The following is an 18232-nucleotide window of genomic DNA, read 5'->3' on the forward strand; positions in this document are numbered from 1 at the left end:
GCACGTGCCACCGTGGCCGGGACGCGATCTAAGGTGCGGTCGTGGCCCGTCCCGGTAAGCAGGCTCCCCCGCCGCTCGAGGTCGACACCGCGCGCGTGGTGATCGCCGGCATCGCGGTCTGGGCGGTGGTCCTGGTCGTCCTGCTGCTGCTGGGCGACCGGGTGGACCGGATGTGGACCTGGACCTGCGTCGCCGCGATCGGGCTGGCGCTGCTGGGCCTGGGCGTCATGAAGCTGCAGGGGCAGCTGGGCCGGCGCGACCGCGACTGAGCGCCGAGCCGCGGTCAGTCGCCCAGGACGTCGTACTCGGAGGTGTCGTAGCGGGCCGAGGTGACCACCTCGGTGTCCTGGACCAGGGCCAGCGTCGCCTGGCTGTGCGCGCCGCACCCGTAGTCGGCCGTCACGACCCGCCCGTCCCCGGGGGCGTAGGCGTTGCCGCAGGCGCCCACCATCTGCCGGAGCGACCCGGCCAGCGGGAGGTAGAACCCGCAGGTGGCGCAGGGGCCCGGCGCCTGCCGGGCCATCGCGGACGTCGGCCCGTACTCCCCGGCCGACCAGCGGGCCACGGCCTCGGCCCGGCCCTCCCGCGACATGACCCGCTCCCGGCCGAGGCCGATCTCGCGGGCGACGACGCGGCCCTCGGGGTCGTCGGCGGAGTCGTCGTCGGCGGTGTACGCCGGCACCAGCCGGGTGTCGTCCTCGGTGGCCGGCAGGACGTCGCCGACCGAGAGGTCGCCCGGCCGCAGCCGCTCGTGCCACGGCACCCACGCCGGCGCGAGCAGCGCCTGCTCGCCCGGGAGCAGCACCACCTCGTCGACGGTGACCCGGTCCTCGCCGGGCACCCGGGCGACCGTGACCGCCCAGTGCCAGCCGACGTAGCCGGGCAGCCGGCTGGCGAAGGTGTGGGTGACCACCTCGCCGAGCTCGGCGGGGCCGACGGCTTCCGCCGTCGCCCCCAGGTGCTCGCCCACCAGGTCGGCGGCGCCGGCGGTCTCCACGGCGGCGGCCCGGGCCGGCCCGATCGCGGCGGTCAGCGGCTCGGCCGCTGCGGAGGCGGGCCGGACGGGCGCGGAGGAGTCGGACACGCCCCCCATTGTGGCGGACGGGCCACCCGGCGTCCGGCACCGCACTCCCGGGTCGGTGCGGCACCATGGGCGGCGTGTCCGCACCCCGCCGCTCCTCCGGTGCCCGCCGGTGGTCGCGGGCGGGCGGGCAGGAGGCGGCGCCGCCCGTGGACACGACCCCGCTGGGCGTGCCCCGGCCGCAGACCCGGCCGATGCCGCAGCCCGGACCGAAGGTCACCGTCACCCGGGTCGCCGCCGCCCGCAGCCGCGAGCTCACCGTCGCCGCCGCGCGCCGGGTCCGCACCGCCAGCCGGGCCGACGGCGCGGGCGAGAGCGGGCTGACCCACCTGCTGTGGGTGAACGCGCTGCACATGGCCGGAGACGCGATGATCGCCGTCTCCCTGGCCGGGACCCTCTTCTTCGCCGCCACCGCCGACGCCCAGCGCGGCAACGTGGCGCTCTACCTGCTGGTGACCATGGCGCCGTTCGCCCTCCTCGCGCCGGTCATCGGCCCGGCGCTGGACCGGCTGCAGCGCGGCCGCCGGTGGGCGCTGGCGGTCTCGCTCGGCGGCCGGGCCGCCCTGGCGCTGGTGATGGCCGGGCACTTCGACGACCTCTGGCTCTACCCGGCGGCGCTCGGGGTGCTGGTGCTCTCCAAGGCGCACAACGTGCTGCGGGCGGCGGTGGTCCCCCGGGTGCTGCCCGGTCCGATGTCGCTGACCTCCGCGAACGCGCGGCTGTCGGTGTTCGGCCTGGTGACCGCCGGCGTCGCCGGGGGGCTCGGCGCCGGGGTGGCCGCGCTGCTCGGCTTCGACTGGGAGCTGTGGGCGACCGCGGCGGTCTTCCTGGCCGGGGCGGTGCTCGCCGTCCGCCTCCCCCGCCACGTCGACGTCCCCACGGGCGAGGAGCCCGCCGACGTCCTCAGCACCACCGAGATCCCGCTGCCCGGCCGCCGCCGGCGGGTCACCCCGCACGTGGTGCTGGCGCTGCGGGCCAACGCGGCGTTGCGCGGCCTGGGCGGGTTCCTCACCATCTTCGCCGCGTTCCTGGTGCAGGCCACCTTCGCCGACGGCTGGTCGGCCACCCTCGCCCTCGGCGCGCTGGCCGCAGCCGCGGGGCTCGGGAGCTTCACGGGGACCGCCGTCGGCTCGCGCATGCACACCGCGGCCCCCGACCGCCTCGTGCTGCACGCCGCCTCGGCCGCCGCGGCGGTGACGGTGCTGGCCGCGGTCTTCTACGGGTTCGGCATGGCGGTGCTGGTCGCCGGCGTCTCCGCCGTGGCGAACGCGCTGGGCAAGGTGTCGCTCGACGCGATCATCCAGCGCGAGGTGCCCGAGAGCCTGCGCGCCTCGGCGTTCGCCCGCTCCGAGACGGTGCTGCAGCTGGCCTGGGTCGTCGGCGGGGCGCTGGGCATCGCGCTCCCGCCCACGGGCTGGCTCGGCTTCACCGTCGCCGCGGCGCTGCTCGTGCTCGCCGTCGGGCTGATCCTGTGGAGCCTCTACCGCAGCCGTCCCCCGGCGACGGCGACGGGGGCCTCCGATGCGCCGACGACGCCGGTGGGACCGTCGTGGTCGTGAGAACCCCCCTCCCCGCGCTCCTGCTCGCCCTCTGCGCGGCCGGCTCGCTGTCGGCCTGCGCCGGCGAGCCCGCCACCCCGCAGGACGTCCGGGTGCAGGCCGGCAGCCAGGACGTCACCGCCGCGCCCACCCAGTACTGCCTCGACGGCGAGGGGCAGCGCTACGGCACGACGCCGCCGCTGGTAGAGGTCTCCCCCGACACCACCATCACCCTGACCGTCCCCGAGGCGATCGCGGAGCGCGGCTGGCAGGTGCAGGTGTTCGACGAGTCGCTGGAGGAGCTGATCGGCGAGGTCGACGTCCCGGCGGGGACGGAGACGTTCGCGGAGATCAGCTCCTCCGACGTCGTGCCGCCGGCCTTCTACCTCGTCGTCGTCGAGGACGCCGGCGGCGACTGCGGGGAGTTCACCGCGGCCTGGCCGGTCGGCTTCCTGCGCGCCGGAGGTGACCTGACGAGCTGAGGGCGCTCAGCCCTCCAGGTCGCCGGCCACCGCGCGGAGCACGGCGGCGACCTTGCGGGCGTGGCCGCGCTCGGGGTACCGGCCGTGCCGCAGACCCTCGGAGACGTCGTCGAGCAGCTTGATCAGGTCCTCGACGATCGGCACCAGCTCGTCGGGCTTGCGCCGGCTGGCCGCGGCGACGGTGGCGGCCACCGACGGCAGCGGGTCCAGCAGCCGCACCTGCAGCGCCTGGTCCCCCCGGCGACCCGCGACGATGCCGAACTCCACGCGCTGCCCGGGCTTGAGATCGGTACCGGCGGGGAGGGCGTCCTTGTGCACGAAGACGTCGGGACCGTCCTCGCGGGACAGGAACCCGAAACCCTTCTCCGCGTTGAACCACTTCACTCTGCCGGTGGGCACGGTGGATTCCCTCAGCTCTCGGTCTGGCGCGGTGGGACGACGGCGGCAGGACACCGCTGGCTGACAGGTTAGCCGCCGCTGCGTCGCGCCCACCTGCCGATTCCGGGGGTGTCCCTACGCTGGGCCGGTGCCCGACCACCCCGACTACCGCTTCACCCTCGCCAACGAGCGCACGCTGCTGGCCTGGCTGCGGACCGGGCTGGCCCTGGTCGCCGGCGGGGTGGCCGTCGCCACCTACGCGCCGGACCTCGGGGTGCGCTGGGGCAGCGCCGCGGTCGCGCTCGCACTGGTCCTCATCGGGCTGGGCATCGCGCTGGCCGGGTACCGCCGCTGGCAGGCGAACGAGGCGGCGATCGAGGCCGGGCGCGCGCTGCCGTCGAGCGTGCTCGTCCCGGCGGCGGTCGCCGCCGTGGCGGCGGTGGTGGTCGTGGTCGGGGTCCTGGTGGGCCTGGAGGTGATGCGCGGGTGAGCGCGCCGGTGGAGACCCAGCCCGAGCGCACGGCGCTGGCCTGGCAGCGCACGGGCCTGGGGCTGCTGGCCGTGGCCGGGCTGGTCGGGCACCGGGCGGTGCACCTGGGCCGGCCGGCGCTGCTGGTGCTCGCGGGGGTGGCCGCGCTGCTCGGGCTGGCGGTGCTGGGCGGGCTCGCGCCGGTCCGCTACCGCCAGGTGCAGCGGCGGGTCGCCGCGGAGCGGGCGGTGGTCGGCCGGGCGGCGGCGCGGGGCGCGACGGCGGCGGTCGTCCTCACCGCCCTCGCCGCCGCCGTCGCCGTCGTCATCCCCGGGTGACGTCCGGCACGACACCCAGCCGCTCCACCAGGTGCAGGAAGACGACGGCGAAGTCGTTCTCCGCCACCTCGGCGGCCACCCGGGCCCAGTCGACCTGCTCCCGCAGCGCCCGGGCGACCGGCAGGAGCCGGGAGAAGTCGCAGTAGTGCTCGTCCAGCGCCATCAGCTTGGAGACGACGATGTCGGTCGGCAGCATCACCGGCATCTGCACCGAGAGGACCGGCAGCACCTCCGCGCGCTCGACCAGGTCGTTCTCCACCGGCCGACCGCAGGTCCGCCAGATGACGTCGACGAAGACCTCGTCCCGCGCCACCTTGAGCAGCCAGTCCTCCGCCGGGTCGACGACGTCCAGGCCGGCGTCGGCCAGCGCCTTCGCCGCCCGCTCGGCCTCACCGGCCGGCACGAGGAAGTCGGCGTCGTGGTCGGGCTCGGGGGCCCCGCGCACCCAGGCGGCGTAGCCACCGCAGAGCGCGAACGGGACGTCGCCCTGCTTGAGCGCGACGGCGGTGCGCTTCAGCAGGTCGCGCACCTGGTCGCGGGGAGACGTCTGCACCTGCCGCCTGCTACCCGCATGTCACCGCGGCACACGGCGGGGTTGGACCCGGCGGGCAGCGGGGCACAGGGAGCGGGTGCGCATCGCGAGCTTCAACATCCTGCACGGACGCTCCCTCGACGACGGCCGGGTCGACGTCGACCGGCTGGCCGCCGCGGTGAAGACCCTGGACGCCGACGTGCTCGGCCTGCAGGAGGTCGACCGCGACCAGCCGCGGTCGTTCGGCGCGGACCTCACCGCGGTCGCCGCCGAGGCGATGGGCGCGGTCGACTCGCAGTTCGTCGCGGCCCTCGACGGGACCCCCGGCGGCACCTGGATGGCCGCGACCGGCGAGGAGCAGCCCGGGTCGGCGAGCTACGGCATCTCGCTCCTGTCGCGCTACCCCGTCGTCTCCTGGCGGGTGGTGCGGATGGCCCCGCTGCGGGTCAGCGTGCCGCTGTGGTCCCCGCAGTCCCGGCGTCCCTTCCTGGCCCGCGACGAGCCGCGGGTGGCGGTGGCGGCCGTCCTGGACGGACCGTTCGGCCAGTTCACGGTCTGCAACACCCACCTGTCGTTCATCCCGCGGTGGAACGGCCACCAGCTGCGCACGCTGGTGCGCTCGCTGGAGGGCACCCGGGAGCCGCTGGTGCTCCTCGGCGACCTGAACATGCAGCAGCGCGCCGCCGCCCGGCACAGCGGGCTGACGCCGATCGCGACGGCGGCCACCTTCCCGGCGCCGCGGCCGTCGCGGCAGCTCGACCACGTCCTGGTGCGCGGCGGCCTGCGCGCGAGCGGCCCGGCCGAGGCGGTGCGGCTGCCGCTGTCGGACCACCGGGCGCTCGTGGTGCCGGTCGCGGCCGCCTGACCGGGGGGAGGCCGGTCGCGGTGGCACACCGTTCCGTGGATCATGACCGCATGTCCGGAGCCGCCCGCATGCTGTCGCTGGTCGCCACGATCGTGCGCGCCGTCTTCTCGGTGATCGCCGCGGTCCTCGTCGTCCACGCCGTGTTCGTCCTGTTCGAGGCCAACCCGGCGAACGTGCTGGTGCAGTTCGCGGCCGGCTGGCGCGACTCCTTCGGCTGGTTCACCCGCGACCTGTTCACGCCGTCGGACCCGGAGGTCGCCGAGGCGGTCAACACCGCGCTGGCGGCGCTGATCTGGGTGGTCGCGGGCTCGCTGCTGTCGAAGCTGATCGTCAAGCTGGCGCCCGCGAGCAGTGCCCGCGTCTAGGCGTTCCGCACCGCGGCGGCGGACTCCAGCCCCAGCTCGGAGACCGCGACCTGGCGCATCTCGACCTTGCGCACCTTGCCGGTGACGGTCATCGGGAACTCGTCGACGACCTTCACGTACCGCGGCACCTTGTAGTGGGCCAGCCTGCCGGCGCAGAACTCCCGCAGGGACTCGGCGGTGAGCGGCTCGGCCCCCTCCCGCAGCCGCACCCAGGCCATGAGCTCCTCCCCGTACCGCTCGTCGGGGACGCCGATGACCTGCGCGTCCACGACGTCGGGATGCGTGTAGAGGAACTCCTCGATCTCCCGCGGGTACACGTTCTCCCCGCCGCGGATCACCATGTCCTTGATCCGGCCCACGATGTTCAGGTAGCCGGCCTCGTCCATGACGGCGAGGTCGCCGGTGTGCATCCAGCGGGCGGCGTCGATCGCCTCGGCGGTCTTCTCCGGCTCCTCCCAGTAGCCGAGCATCACCGAGTAGCCGCGGGTGCAGAACTCCCCCGGCGTCCCGCGGGGCACGGTCAGCCCGGTGGCCGGGTCGACGACCTTCACCTCGAGGTGCGGGTGCACGCGGCCGACGGTGGAGGTCCGGCGGTCCAGGTCGTCGTCCGCGCCGGTCTGGGTGGAGACCGGCGAGGTCTCCGTCATGCCGTAGCAGATGGTCACCTCGGTCATCCCCATCTCGGCGACGACCCGCTTCATCACCTCCACCGGGCACGGTGAGCCGGCCATGATGCCGGTGCGCAGGGTGGAGAGGTCGTAGTCGGCGAAGTCGGGCAGGCCCAGCTCGGCGATGAACATCGTCGGCACGCCGTACAGCGAGGTGCAGCGCTCGTCCTGGACGGCGCGCAGCGTGAGCGCCGGGTCGAAGCCGGGCGCGGGGATGACCATGGTGGCGCCGTGGCTGGTGGCCGCCAGGTTGCCCATGCCCATGCCGAAGCAGTGGTAGTAGGGAACCGGGATGCAGATGCGGTCGGCCTCGGTGTAGCCGCAGCCCTCCCCCACGAAGAACCCGTTGTTGAGCAGGTTGTGGTGGGTGAGCGTGGCGCCCTTCGGGAAGCCCGTCGTCCCGGAGGTGTACTGGATGTTGATCGGGTCGTCGGCCGAGAGCTCGAGGGCCCGCTCGGCCAGCCGGCCCCGGTCGCCGGCCCGGCCGGTCGCCATGAGCCGGTCCCACTCGCCGGATCCCAGGAAGACGACCTCGCGCAGCGCCGGGCACTCCCCCCGGACCTCCGCCACCATGGCGCGGTAGTCGCTGGTCTTGAACTCCGGCGCGCTCACCAGCACCGAGATGCCGGCCTGCTTCAGCACGTACGCCAGCTCGTGGGTGCGGTAGGCCGGGTTGATGTTGACCAGGATCGCGCCGAGCTTCGCCGTCGCGTACTGGACGAAGACCCACTCGGCGCAGTTGGGCGCCCAGATGCCGACCCGGTCGCCCTTGCCGACGCCGAGGGCGTCGAGCCCGAGCGCGCAGGCGTCGACGTCGGCCACCAGCTGCGGGTAGCTCCAGCGGCGACCCGAGGCGCACTCGACGAGCGCCTCGTGGTCACCCACCCGCGCCGCCGTCCGATCCAGGTTCGCCCCGATCGTGTCGCCGAGCAGGGGGACCGTGGAGGTCCCGCTGCTGTAGGACGGCAGCGCGAGCTCGCTCATCTCCGCCGGCCCTCTGCGGTCTGGACGCCGGCCCGGTTCGGCTTGTCCGTCGGGTGGGCGTAGCGCAGGCGCTCCGCCGGGATCGGGAACCCGTGGTCCTCGCCGAACGGCGACAGGCCGCCGGCGACCGAGGCGGAGAGCTCGGTGACCGGCGGGCCGCCGCCGTCGGACTCGCCCCAGGTGGGTTCCACCAGGTGCGCGTGCTTCTCGTTGCGCTTGGCCATGACGCCTCCGTGTGCGGTACCGGGTGCACCGCGCGGTGCACTGTTGCCGACATCTTCCCCTGAGCGACCTGCCGACCGCACGCCACCGCCCCCCGTGGCGGCGGTGGTGTCGGTCAGCGGCCCCGGGAGACCACCCGGGCCCCCCAGAGGGTGCCCGCTCCCTCGGCGGTGAACACCCACTGACCCGGACCGACCGGCGCGGCGAGCACGCCGGCGCCGTCGAGCTCCTGCACCGCGCGGGTCCGCCAGATGGCGGTGCTGAGCAGGCGCAGGTGGACGGCGTCCTCCCCGCTGTCGGGCTCGAAGGCCAGGACGGCCGGCCCGGCGACGAAGAGCCGCCCGGAGCGCCAGGTGGTGCCGGCCAGCGCCCGCCGCCAGCGGCTGGTGCGCATCAGGGCCCCGACGCCGACGACGACGGCGGCCACCCCGCCGAGCACGAGGGCCATGACCGCGAGCCCGGCGCCGGGCACCCGCCGGCCGTCCTCGCCGGCCAGCGTGACCGTGGCGACGCCCAGGAGGACCCCCAGGACGACGGCGATGGCGCCGCCGCCCAGCCAGCGCAGCGCGCCGACCTGGAGGGCGGCCAGGGAGGTCCGGGTGCCGGGGTCGTCACTCGCCGGGTGCATGCGCCCATGCTGGCAGCAGCGTCCCCGGGGACGGCGACGTAGCGTGGACCGGATGTCCACGGAAGCCCCCGCGACGCTCGCCGCCTGGTTGCGCACCCGCAGCGACGAGCAGTTGCGCGCGCTGCTGGCGGCCCGGCCCGACGTGGCCCGCCCCGCACCGTCCGACGTCGTCGCGCTGGCCAGCCGGCTCGCCGTCCCGGTGTCGGTGGACCGGGCCCTCGACGAGCTCGATGCCGCCACCTTGCAGGTGCTCGACGTCGTGCTGCTGGCCCCCACCGACGGCCTGGCCCCGGACGCGCTGTTCGGCGAGCTGCCCGAGGTGCCCGAGGACGTCGTCGCCGGCGCGGTCGAGGCGCTCACCGCCCGGGCCCTGCTGTGGGGCGACGACGTCCTGCACGCGCCGGACCCGGTGCGCCGCGCCGTCCGGCACCCCGCCGGGCTGGGCCGCCGGGCGGTGGACCTGCGCCTGCAGCTGCCCGCGGACCTCGCCGCCGCCGTCGGCGAGCTGACCCCCGAGGAGCGGCAGGTGCTCGAGCGGCTGGCGGGCGACCGCCCGGTCGGCCACCTGCCCGACAGCCCCAACGGGAGCGCCTCCCCGGCGCGGCGGCTGCTCCAGCGGGGCCTGCTGGCGCGCATCGACGCCCTGAACGTCGAGCTGCCCCGGGAGCTGGGCCTGCTGCTGCGGGGTGACCGCCCCTACGGGCCGCCGCGCCGGCGACCGGAGCCCGCCGTCGTCAGCCGCGACCCGCAGGTGGTGGACCGGCAGGCCGCCGGTGCGGCGCTGGAGCAGGTGGGCCGGGTCGGCGAGCTGCTGGCGCTGCTGGAGGACGAGCCGGCCGGGCTGCTGCGCAGCGGCGGGGTGGGGGTCCGCGACCAGAAGCGGCTGGCCCGGACGCTCAAGGTGAGCGAGCCCGACGCCGCCTGGCTGCTGGAGCTGGCCCACGCCGCCGGGCTGCTCGACGTGGGCGGGCCGCACCGCGACGAGTGGCTGCCCACCCGCGCCTACGACGTCTGGCGGGAGCAGGACCTCGCCGACCGCTGGGCGGCGCTGGCGGCCGGGTGGCTGGGCGGTGTCCGGCTGCCGTCCCTCGTGGGCGTGCGGGACCTCGCCGGCAAGGCCGCCAACCCGCTCTCCCCGGACCTGGTGCGGCACACCGCGCCGGCGATCCGCCGGTCGGCGCTGGCCGTGCTCGCCGAGCAGCCCCCGGGGTCGGGGCTGGCGGCGGACGAGTTGACCGGGCTGCTGCGCTGGCGCACCCCGCGGCGGGCCGACCGGCTGGCGCCGGTGCCCGACATGCTGGCCGAGGCCGCGCGGCTCGGTGTCCTCGTGGGTGGGGTGCTCTCCACCGGCGGTCGCGGCCTGCTGGCCTTCGGTGTGGACGGCGCCGCCGACGGCATGCGCGGGCTGCTGCCCGAGCCGGTCGACCACGTCCTGGCCCAGCCCGACCTGTCGCTGATCGCGCCGGGGCCGCTGGTCGCGGAGCTCGCCGACACGCTCTCCGTCGTCGCCGACGTCGAGTCCTCCGGCGGGGCGACGGTGTTCCGGGTGTCCGAGTCCTCGGTCCGCCGGGCCCTGGACGTTGGCTGGTCGGCCTCGGACCTGCACGACTTCTTCGCCAAGGCGTCCCGGACCCCCGTGCCGCAGGCGCTGGACTACCTGGTCGACGACGTCGCCCGCCAGCACGGGCGGCTGCGGGTGGGCGCGATCGAGTCCTACGTGCGCTCGGACGACCACGGGCTGCTGTCCCAGGTGCTGAGCGACCGGCGCACCGCCGCCGCCGAGCTGCGCCGGCTGGCGCCCGGGGTGCTGGTGAGCGGGCTCGGCGCCGACGAGGTGCTGACCGTGCTGCGGGAGGCCGGCTACGCCCCGGCCGGTGAGCACCCGGGCGGGGCGGTGCTCACCCGGCCACCGGCCCGGCCGCGCGCCGCCGGCCGCCGCGGCACCGAGCCGCCGGCCGCGCCACGCCCGCTGGGCGCCGCCGACCTGGACACGACGGTGCGGGAGATCCGGGCCGGCGACGCGGCGCTCGCCGCGCGCCGCGGCGAGGCGGTGCGCCAGGTGCCCGGGGTGACGACGGCGTCGACCCTGGAGCTGCTGTCACGGGCGGTCCGGGACGGGGTGCCGGTGTGGCTGGGCTACGTGGACGCCCAGGGCAGCGGCAGCCAGCGCGTGGTGCAGCCGGTGTCGCTGGCCGGAGGCTTCCTGCAGGGGTACGACGAGCGACGCGGGGAGAGCCGCACCTTCGCCGTCCACCGGATCACCTCCGTGGCGCTGGTGGAGGACGACGACGCGGTCTGACCGGCGGCGTTCCGTCGGTGGGGCGGCCTACCGTGCCGCCGTGACCGAGACGTTCACCGCCGCCCTGTGGGTCCACGACGGCCCGGCCGGGTGGCACTTCCTCACCCTGCCGCCGGCGGTCGCCGACGAGGTGCGGGAGCTCGGCGCCGGTGCCCGCGCCGGTTTCGGCTCCGTGCGGGTGGCGGTCACGGTGGGGGGCACCTCGTGGGAGACCTCGGTGTTCCCGGACGCGCGCAGCGGCTCCTACCTGCTGCCGGTGAAGAAGCCGGTGCGGGACGCCGAGGGGCTGCGCGCCGGCGACCGAGTGCGGGTGGCGCTCGCCGTCAGCCGGGCTCCGGGACCTGGTAGCGGCGGGTGAGCATCCAGCCGACCCGGCCGAGGACCGCCAGCAGGTAGAGCCCGAGGACGGCCCCGACCCCGGCGAGAGGGAAGGTCGTGTCGCCCCCCGGCGTTACCGTGGGCAGCCCCCGCCCCATGGAGAGAGTTGACGCGTGTCTGACGGCCCCCTGATCGTCCAGTCGGACAAGACCTTGCTGCTCGAGGTGGACCACCCGCTGGCCCGTGAGTGCCGCGCGGCCATCGCCCCGTTCGCGGAGCTGGAGCGCTCCCCCGAGCACGTGCACACCTACCGGGTGACCCCGCTCGCGCTGTGGAACGCCCGCGCGGCCGGCCACGACGCCGAGCAGGTCGTCGACGCGCTGGTGCGCTACTCGCGCTACCCCGTGCCGCACGCGCTGCTGGTCGACGTCGCCGACACGATGGACCGCTTCGGCCGGCTGACCCTGGCGCAGAACCCGATCCACGGGCTGGTGCTGACGTCCTCGGACCGCGCGGTGCTCGAGGAGGTCATCCGGTCGAAGAAGGTCGCGCCGATGTTGGGCGCCCGCATCGACGACGACTCGATCGTGGTGCACGCGGCCGAGCGCGGCCGGCTCAAGCAGGCGCTGCTCAAGGTCGGCTGGCCGGCCGAGGACCTCGCCGGTTACGTCGACGGCACGGCGCACCCGATCTTCCTGGAGCAGGACAACTGGCAGCTGCGCGACTACCAGCAGGAGGCCGTGGACGGCTTCTGGGCGGGCGGCTCGGGTGTCGTCGTGCTGCCCTGCGGTGCGGGGAAGACGCTGGTCGGCGCGGCGGCGATGGCCGAGGCCAAGGCGACCACGCTCATCCTGGTCACCAACACCGTCTCCGGGCGGCAGTGGAAGCGCGAGCTGATCGCGCGGACCACGCTGACCGAGGAGGAGATCGGCGAGTACTCCGGCGAGCGCAAGGAGATCCGGCCGGTCACCATCGCGACCTACCAGGTGATCACCACCCGCCGGAAGGGCGAGTACCGGCACCTGGACCTCTTCGACGCGCAGGACTGGGGCCTGATCGTGTACGACGAGGTGCACCTGCTGCCGGCGCCGATCTTCCGGCTGACCGCCGACCTGCAGTCCCGCCGCCGGCTGGGGCTGACCGCGACGCTGGTGCGCGAGGACGGTCGCGAGGACGACGTCTTCTCCCTGATCGGGCCGAAGCGCTACGACGCGCCGTGGAAGGACATCGAGCAGCAGGGCTACATCGCGCCGGCCGAGTGCGTGGAGGTGCGGGTCGCGCTCGACGACGAGGAGCGGATGACCTACGCCGTCGCGGAGCCCGAGGAGCGGTACCGGATCGCGGCGACCGCGCAGTCGAAGCTGCCGGTGATCCGCCGGGTGCTCGACCGGCACCCCGACGAGCAGAAGCTGGTCATCGGCGCCTACCTCGACCAGCTGGAGGCGCTGGGTGAGGCGCTCGACGCCCCGGTGATCCAGGGGTCGACGACGAACAGGGAGCGGGAGCGGCTGTTCGACGCCTTCCGCACCGGCGAGATCAAGACGCTGGTGGTCTCGAAGGTCGCCAACTTCTCCATCGACCTGCCCGAGGCCGCGGTCGCGGTGCAGGTGTCGGGGACCTTCGGGTCGCGCCAGGAGGAGGCGCAGCGCCTCGGCCGTGTGCTGCGGCCCAAGGCCGACGGCCGGCAGGCGCACTTCTACACCGTCGTCAGCCGGGACACCCTCGACAGCGAGTACGCCGCCCACCGGCAGCGCTTCCTCGCCGAGCAGGGCTACGCGTACACGATCGTCGACGCCGCCGACCTGGCCGGTCCCGGTGAGGTCAACGGCCCCGACTGGGTGGACGAGCCCGCCGACTGACCCCGGGGCCGGTCACCCGCGGGTCGACAACTGGTCGACGGAGCGGACCGGCACCACGCCCTCGGCCCGCGCCCGAGCTGCCGGGTCGACGGAGACGAACGCGTCGGCCTGCAGCCGGGTGACAGCCAGGTACTCGGCGGCGGTCGTCGAGGGCAGACCCTGCTCGCGGGCGATCTGCCAGGCGACCCGCCGCGACACCCGGTCACCGAGCGAGCGGATCTTCACGCGGGTCATGGCGTCATGGCGTTCCAGCGCTCCGGCTTCGGTCAGCTCTCCCCGGGCGACGGCGGCGAACAGCAGCTCCAGCGCCTGAGAGCGCAGCACCTGCGGGGCGACCAGCTGGTGACCTGGCGCGATCTCGATGCCCTCGGCGACCAGGTGCAGCAGCGTCGGTGCGTCGATCACGAACCGCGTCATGCGCCCGCACCGTAGCGGCGTCGCGGGGCGCATCAGTACGGCGGTGGGGACGTCGAGGCGACCAGGCCGCTGGGGGTGGTCACGGTGAGCGTGCCGTCGGCGGCCAGCTCGTGCCGCCAACCCGGGGCCTGGTGCTTGCCGCGGTGGTGCGGGGTGCAGTAGCCGACGAGGTTCTCTGCGCTCGTCTCGCCCTCGGGCCAGCGCCGGTCGTGGTCCAGCTCGCCGCTCCTGGGTACCGGCCGGCGGCAGCCGGGGAACCGGCACCGGCGGTCGCGAGCCCGCACGAAGCGGTCGAGCCGGGCGCCCGGCCGGTATCCGTCGGTCGGCGGCGGAGCGCCGAGGCCCGGGAAGGCGCTCAGGTCGTGGGTGCAGCAGGCCGGGTTCTGCCGGCAGGCGCTGGCCTCGCACCGGGACCGCCGGCGGAGTTCATCCGTGTCGGTGAGCGCCACCAGCGCACCCGTCAGCTCGTCGACGACCGCGATCCGCGGGCGGTCGACCAGCCCACCGCCACCGGTCCGGTCCAGCAGCTGCGCGAGCGCGGTGCGTTGGGCCTGGGTCGCGGCTCCGAGTGCGGTGAGGGCATCAGAGGCCGAGGAGATCCGCCCTCCCTCGCTCCTCCGCCAATCGGCTTCGTCCTCCGCGTCAGCCACCTCCGCGGCCGCCACCGCACCTCTCGCCCGAGCCACCGCCCGCTCCAGATCCAGCAGGACCGCCCCCGCCGCCTCGACGGCACGGTCGGCGGCCGCCCAAGGACCGGCCCCAGGCGAAGGGGCGTCGGCGAGCGCAGAAGTGAGCCGGGGGTCTTGCGGCGGTGCGCCGGCGGGGGCAGGGCCGGAGCCCCGCTCGGGGCCGGGCTCGGACCACGGGCCGTCGTCCACGCTCCAATCAGGGTCCAGCCACGGGAGGAGGTCCACCGCGGCCGGCATCGCCTCCCAGCGGGCCGCTTCCTCCCAGAACCGGACCTGCTCCTCGGGTGGCGGGGCCTCCGCGCCGCCCCACTCCTCCAGCACCCGCGCCTCGGTGGCGGCCCACCAGTCGGCCAGGGTCTCCTCCTCCCACGCGTCCGGTGGGCGGGTGCCGGGCGACCAGGTCGCGTCCGGCTCCGCGGTCTTTTCCGGCGGCGCGGTCTCCTCCGGCGGCGCGGGCTCCTCCGGCGGCGCGGGCTCGTCCGGCTCCGCGGGTGCCGGTGCCGCCGCGTCGACCGGCCGTGCGGCTCCAGCCGGTGCCGCAGAGTCGGGCAGGAGGCCCAGCGCGCGAGCGAGAGCCCGCACCATCTCGGCCGGTACGACATGGCCGTTGATCTCCCCCGGCTGGTCGCCCCCCAGCATCGTGCGCACCCCGGCCACCAGGGTGAGCTGCGCCTGCACGGGCGCGAGATCGTTCTCCCCCGGCCGCAGCACCAGATCGAGCAGGCAGTCGGCCATCTTCTGCCCGCGGGTGCGCCGGTCGTCGGGCGTGGGATCCAGGGCGTCGGCGTACCGACCCAGCGCGTCGAGGAGGGCTTGCGCCTCCGGCACGGAGAGCAGCGCGCTGAGGACCGCCGTCCCGTCGGTGGCACCGGGCCGGACGGAGACGCCGCGCTCGCGGAGCGCCCGGGTCAGCCGGCCGGCGGCGTCCCGGGCGTCCCGCCGGAGCACCACCCGGCGCGCCTTGTCACCCAGCTGCGCCGGGCTGGTGACCCGGCCGGCGGCCCAGGCGAGCAGCTCGGCCTCCACCTCCGCCCGGATCCCCGCGTCGGCGATCGGTGCGACGGTGCCGAGCATCGGCCACAGATGCCCGTCGTGCAGCGCCCCCGACTCGAGGGCGTCCAGCGTCCCTGGCAAGCGGTGCACGAGGCTGAGGGACCGGGTGAGCAGCGCCTCGGCCGACTGCGAGGTGCGGGACAGGGCGAGGGCGAGCTCCTGCGTCGCCCACTCGCTGACCCCGGACAGCACCTCAGCGCGCGACGCCCGGCGATCGGCACTCATGGCGCCCGGCTCGCCGGGCTGCCGGTCGACCGATGCCGGGCGGGTCGCGGCGAACTCGGCGATCGCCCGGGCCCGCAGCGCGGTCTGCCGGGCGATCTCCCGGTCAGCGGCCTGCACCGCGCCGAGCGGACCGGACGCCCACCCGGCCGGTGGCGCGTCGTCGGCTGCACACCCGTCCGTCATGCATCGAACATACGTTCGACCTCTGACAGTTCTCGCCGATCAGCCGCCGGCCGGCCGCACGTCCAGGCCCATCAGCACCTCGTCGCGGCGGTCGTCCGGGGCGACCTGCAGAGCTCCCGGCCAGCAGCCGGTGACCACCCAGCCGTACCGCGCGTAGAACGTCTCCAGCCCCATCCCGCCACGCACCTCGAGCCGCAACGAGTCCAGGTCGAGGTCGTCGCGCGCCGCGCGGGCCACCTCGGTCATCAGCGCGCCACCAACGCCGCGACCCCGGGAGGGCAGCGCCGTCTGGACGTGCGTCACGCGCGCCCAGTGCGCCGCGACAGGGTCGGCGTTGCCGGTCAGCACCAGCCAGCCGGCGACCTCTCCCTCGTGCTCGGCGACGAGGACCCGGCACAGCCGCGGGTCGAGCCCCGCGACCAGCCGGTCGACCACCGGCGCCACGACACCGTCGTCCACCGGTACCTGCCGGGCGAAGCCGACCGCTCCCCCGGCGTTGGCGACGTCCCGCCAGCAGGCGACGAGCTCCGCCCGCAGCCGCGAGGTCACCTGGTCGGGACCGGTCAGCCAGCGCACCGCCGGACTCTGTCAAGTGACCGCGATGCCGCCGGGGACGCCTGGGATCCCCGGGGCCGACGGGAGTGACGAGCCGGTCCGTCCACGCCATGACGATCGCCACACCGACCTCGCAACGATGGACATAGGGCCAGGTCACAGGCCTGTTGGCACGCGGCCATACGTGCCGCCCGGCGGGGCGCGCGGCAGGAGACCGGTTGGGCGTGTCGTCCGCGCGGCAGCGAAGATGGGTCCCGACATGGCGACTGCAGCAGCAGCGGCGGCCCGGGCCCCGCAGACGACCAGCCGACCGCTCCGGGCATGGCAGCAGGCCGCCCTCGGCCAGTACGAGGAGGCCTCCCCCAAGGACTTCCTGGTCACCGCTACGCCCGGCGCCGGGAAGACGACCTTCGCCCTCACGCTGGCCGCTCGGCTGCTGTCGCGGCGGGAGGTGGCGCGCGTGGTCGTGGTCGCCCCCACCGACCACCTGCGGCTGCAGTGGGCCGAGGCGGCCGACGCGATGGGCATCGTCCTCGACCCGAACCTGACCAACGCCGTGGGCCCGGTGCGCGCCGGCACGCAGGGCTACGTCACCACCTACGCGCAGGTCGCCGGCAAGCCGATGCTGCACGCCGCCCGCGCCACCGCCGTCAAGTCGCTGGTCATCCTCGACGAGGTGCACCACGCCGGCGACGGGCTCTCCTGGGGCGAGGCGGTCGAGGAGGCCTACGGCATGGCCGCGCGCCGGCTCTGCCTCACCGGGACGCCGTTCCGCACCAAGCCCGACGAGCGCATCCCCTTCGTCCGCTACGAGGAGGACACCTTCGAGGGCGAGGCGGGCGGTCTGGTCAGCCGCGCCGACTACACCTACGGGTACAAGGAGGCGCTCGCCGACAACGTGGTCCGCCCGGTGGTCTTCGCCGCCTACACCGGGACGTCGCGCTGGCGGAACTCCGCCGGCGAGGTCGTCGCCGCGTCGCTCAGCGAGGCCGGCACCAAGTCGGTGGAGATGCAGGCATGGCGCACCGCCCTGGACCCGAAGGGCCAGTGGGTGCCGCACGTCATCGCCGCGATGGACGACCGGATCACGCACCTGCGCGAGGAGGGCGGCATGCCCGACGCCGCCGGGCTGATCCTCGCCAGCGACCAGGACGACGCCCGCGACTACGCCAAGATCGTGCGCCGGGTGACGGGCAAGGCGCCGGAGCTGATCCTCTCGGACGACCCGAAGGCGTCGAAGAAGATCGAGCGGTTCGCGACCGGGTCGGCGCGGATCGCCGTCTGCGTCCGGATGATCTCCGAGGGCGTGGACGTGCCGCGCGCCGCCGTCCTCGCGTGGATGACCTCCTACCGGACGCCGCTGTTCTTCGCCCAGGCCGTCGGCCGCGTCGTCCGCTCGCGGGCCGCGCACGAGTCGGCCACGGTGTTCCTCCCCGCCGTCCGCCCGCTGCTGACGCTGGCCGCCTCGATGGAGGAGCAGCGGAACCACGTCATGCCGCCGCCGAAGACGGTGCAGGGCGACGAGCTCGACCTCGAGCCGCTGCCACCCAAGGAGAAGGACCCCGACGGCATGAAGCAGTGGGAGGCCCTGGAGGCCGACGCCCGCTTCGCGCACGTCCTGCACGGGGGGACGGCGCACACCGGTGAGGGCCGCCCGGCGACGGTCGTGGCCCCCGAGGAGGAGGACTTCCTCGGCATCCCCGGCCTGCTCACCCCCGAGCAGACGGCGTCGCTGCTGGCCAAGCGCGACGAGGAGCTGCGGCTGCGCATCGCCCAGAGCCACCGGGACGACGCCGACGACTTCATGGTCGTCGAGGACCACCCGGACGAGGACGACGCCGGCCGCTCGTGGCGCGATGCCGCGGAGCTGCGGCGGGAGATCAACCGGCTGGTCAACCGGGTGGCGGCGCGCACCTCGCAGCCGCAGGCCGTGGTGCACACGCAGCTCCGCCAGTCGGTGCCCGGCCCGCCGTCGGCGTCGGCGTCGGTCGACGTCCTCCGTGCCCGCCGCGAGCGCCTCCGCACGATGCTGTGACACTGCGATCCTCCGGACCGCACCGCGGCCAGGTGCCGTCCCCCTGACG

General features: G+C 75.4%; 20 protein-coding genes. 11 read left to right on the forward strand and 9 right to left on the reverse strand.

Translation table 11 applies throughout. The annotated features are described in order from the left end of the window. The first annotated feature begins 41 nt into the window (after positions 1-41). Positions 42-269 carry a DUF2530 domain-containing protein gene (locus ACI79P_RS02670; protein WP_456579492.1) on the forward strand — a complete coding sequence of 76 codons (228 nt, stop codon included), beginning with the start codon at positions 42-44 and terminating at the stop codon, positions 267-269. Between the two features lie 14 nt (positions 270-283). Here the strand turns inward: ACI79P_RS02670 and ACI79P_RS02675 are convergent, their stop codons facing one another. After that, positions 284-1084: a DUF3027 domain-containing protein gene (locus ACI79P_RS02675; protein ID WP_456579493.1), complete on the reverse strand. Its 801-nt coding sequence runs from the start codon at positions 1082-1084 to the stop codon at positions 284-286. 65 nt (positions 1085-1149) lie between these two features. On the opposite strand from ACI79P_RS02675, the gene ACI79P_RS02680 reads away from it, so the two are divergent. Further along, on the forward strand, positions 1150-2640 hold the full coding sequence (locus tag ACI79P_RS02680) for an MFS transporter (protein WP_456579494.1): 1491 nt from the start codon (positions 1150-1152) through the stop codon (positions 2638-2640). Then, the gene (locus ACI79P_RS02685) at positions 2637-3101 is read left to right on the forward strand and encodes a DUF2771 family protein (protein ID WP_456579495.1); all 465 of its coding nucleotides are present in this window, start codon (positions 2637-2639) and stop codon (positions 3099-3101) included. The genes ACI79P_RS02680 and ACI79P_RS02685 overlap by 4 nt, the downstream gene beginning before the upstream one ends. Positions 3102-3107: 6 nt before the next feature. Here ACI79P_RS02685 and ACI79P_RS02690 read toward each other — a convergent pair whose 3' ends face one another. Then, on the reverse strand, positions 3108-3500 hold the full coding sequence (locus ACI79P_RS02690; protein WP_456579496.1) for a cold-shock protein: 393 nt from the start codon (positions 3498-3500) through the stop codon (positions 3108-3110). A gap of 127 nt (positions 3501-3627) precedes the next feature. Between ACI79P_RS02690 and ACI79P_RS02695 the strand changes: the two genes are divergently transcribed. Beyond that, positions 3628-3969, forward strand: a complete 342-nt coding sequence (locus ACI79P_RS02695) for a YidH family protein (RefSeq protein ID WP_456579497.1) — start codon at positions 3628-3630, stop codon at positions 3967-3969. After that, on the forward strand, positions 3966-4286 hold the full coding sequence (locus ACI79P_RS02700; RefSeq protein ID WP_456579498.1) for a DUF202 domain-containing protein: 321 nt from the start codon (positions 3966-3968) through the stop codon (positions 4284-4286). The genes ACI79P_RS02695 and ACI79P_RS02700 overlap by 4 nt, the downstream gene beginning before the upstream one ends. Here ACI79P_RS02700 and ACI79P_RS02705 read toward each other — a convergent pair. Continuing rightward, the gene (locus ACI79P_RS02705) at positions 4273-4839 is read right to left on the reverse strand and encodes a nucleotidyltransferase family protein (protein WP_456579499.1); all 567 of its coding nucleotides are present in this window, start codon (positions 4837-4839) and stop codon (positions 4273-4275) included. The two genes, ACI79P_RS02700 and ACI79P_RS02705, sit on opposite strands and share 14 nt — an antisense overlap. A gap of 76 nt (positions 4840-4915) precedes the next feature. On the opposite strand from ACI79P_RS02705, the gene ACI79P_RS02710 reads away from it, so the two are divergent. Both ACI79P_RS02710 and ACI79P_RS02715 read left to right on the forward strand, forming a co-directional pair. Then, positions 4916-5683 (forward strand): endonuclease/exonuclease/phosphatase family protein, encoded by a 768-nt coding sequence (locus tag ACI79P_RS02710; RefSeq protein WP_456579500.1) that lies wholly within the window; start codon positions 4916-4918, stop codon positions 5681-5683. 50 nt (positions 5684-5733) lie between these two features. Beyond that, on the forward strand, positions 5734-6048 hold the full coding sequence (locus ACI79P_RS02715) for a hypothetical protein (protein ID WP_456579501.1): 315 nt from the start codon (positions 5734-5736) through the stop codon (positions 6046-6048). Here the strand turns inward: ACI79P_RS02715 and ACI79P_RS02720 are convergent. The 3 genes from ACI79P_RS02720 to ACI79P_RS02730 all read right to left on the reverse strand — a co-directional run bounded on the left by ACI79P_RS02720 (position 6045) and on the right by ACI79P_RS02730 (position 8550). Beyond that, positions 6045-7700: an AMP-binding protein gene (locus ACI79P_RS02720; protein WP_456579502.1), complete on the reverse strand. Its 1656-nt coding sequence runs from the start codon at positions 7698-7700 to the stop codon at positions 6045-6047. The genes ACI79P_RS02715 and ACI79P_RS02720 overlap by 4 nt on opposite strands. Next, a complete protein-coding gene (locus ACI79P_RS02725) occupies positions 7697-7924 on the reverse strand; it encodes a hypothetical protein (RefSeq protein ID WP_456579503.1) in 228 nt (75 codons plus the stop codon). Before ACI79P_RS02725 ends, ACI79P_RS02720 begins: the two co-directional genes overlap by 4 nt. A 113-nt stretch (positions 7925-8037) precedes the next feature. Further along, a complete protein-coding gene (locus ACI79P_RS02730; RefSeq protein WP_456579504.1) occupies positions 8038-8550 on the reverse strand; it encodes a hypothetical protein in 513 nt (170 codons plus the stop codon). A 52-nt stretch (positions 8551-8602) separates the two neighbouring features. Between ACI79P_RS02730 and ACI79P_RS02735 the strand changes: the two genes are divergently transcribed. The 3 genes from ACI79P_RS02735 to ACI79P_RS02745 all read left to right on the forward strand — a co-directional run bounded on the left by ACI79P_RS02735 (position 8603) and on the right by ACI79P_RS02745 (position 13026). Then, positions 8603-10849 (forward strand): helicase-associated domain-containing protein, encoded by a 2247-nt coding sequence (locus ACI79P_RS02735; RefSeq protein WP_456579505.1) that lies wholly within the window; start codon positions 8603-8605, stop codon positions 10847-10849. 40 nt (positions 10850-10889) lie between these two features. Continuing rightward, complete coding sequence (locus ACI79P_RS02740; RefSeq protein WP_456579506.1) at positions 10890-11207, forward strand: DUF1905 domain-containing protein; 318 nt, start codon at positions 10890-10892, stop codon at positions 11205-11207. Positions 11208-11340: 133 nt separating this feature from the next. After that, positions 11341-13026, forward strand: coding sequence for a DNA repair helicase XPB (locus ACI79P_RS02745; protein WP_456579507.1), 1686 nt, complete (start codon positions 11341-11343; stop codon positions 13024-13026). A 12-nt stretch (positions 13027-13038) separates the two neighbouring features. On the opposite strand, the gene ACI79P_RS02750 is transcribed toward ACI79P_RS02745, so the two are convergent. From ACI79P_RS02750 to ACI79P_RS02760, 3 genes are all read right to left on the reverse strand, one after another. Continuing rightward, positions 13039-13443, reverse strand: coding sequence for a hypothetical protein (locus ACI79P_RS02750; RefSeq protein WP_456579508.1), 405 nt, complete (start codon positions 13441-13443; stop codon positions 13039-13041). Positions 13444-13475: 32 nt separating this feature from the next. Continuing rightward, positions 13476-15527, reverse strand: a complete 2052-nt coding sequence (locus tag ACI79P_RS02755) for a DUF222 domain-containing protein (RefSeq protein ID WP_456579509.1) — start codon at positions 15525-15527, stop codon at positions 13476-13478. Between the two features lie 105 nt (positions 15528-15632). Then, positions 15633-16169, reverse strand: a complete 537-nt coding sequence (locus ACI79P_RS02760; RefSeq protein WP_456579510.1) for an N-acetyltransferase family protein — start codon at positions 16167-16169, stop codon at positions 15633-15635. 238 nt (positions 16170-16407) lie between these two features. On the opposite strand from ACI79P_RS02760, the gene ACI79P_RS02765 reads away from it, so the two are divergent. Beyond that, positions 16408-18183: a DEAD/DEAH box helicase gene (locus ACI79P_RS02765; protein WP_456579511.1), complete on the forward strand. Its 1776-nt coding sequence runs from the start codon at positions 16408-16410 to the stop codon at positions 18181-18183. Positions 18184-18232 lie beyond the last annotated feature (49 nt).

The organism is Blastococcus sp. SYSU DS0510 (genome assembly GCF_054050835.1).

What these genes read in the sequence shown, in the direction of transcription:
- ACI79P_RS02725 (WP_456579503.1), bottom strand. Translation starts at nt 7,924, where the DNA reads ATGGCCAAGCGCAACGAGAAGCACGCGCACCTGGTGGAACCCACCTGG.
- ACI79P_RS02715 (WP_456579501.1), top strand. Translation starts at nt 5,734, where the DNA reads ATGTCCGGAGCCGCCCGCATGCTGTCGCTGGTCGCCACGATCGTGCGC.
- ACI79P_RS02765 (WP_456579511.1), top strand. Translation starts at nt 16,408, where the DNA reads ATGGCGACTGCAGCAGCAGCGGCGGCCCGGGCCCCGCAGACGACCAGC.
- ACI79P_RS02680 (WP_456579494.1), top strand. Translation starts at nt 1,150, where the DNA reads ATGGGCGGCGTGTCCGCACCCCGCCGCTCCTCCGGTGCCCGCCGGTGG.
- ACI79P_RS02730 (WP_456579504.1), bottom strand. Translation starts at nt 8,550, where the DNA reads ATGCACCCGGCGAGTGACGACCCCGGCACCCGGACCTCCCTGGCCGCC.
- ACI79P_RS02720 (WP_456579502.1), bottom strand. Translation starts at nt 7,700, where the DNA reads ATGAGCGAGCTCGCGCTGCCGTCCTACAGCAGCGGGACCTCCACGGTC.
- ACI79P_RS02750 (WP_456579508.1), bottom strand. Translation starts at nt 13,443, where the DNA reads ATGACGCGGTTCGTGATCGACGCACCGACGCTGCTGCACCTGGTCGCC.
- ACI79P_RS02735 (WP_456579505.1), top strand. Translation starts at nt 8,603, where the DNA reads ATGTCCACGGAAGCCCCCGCGACGCTCGCCGCCTGGTTGCGCACCCGC.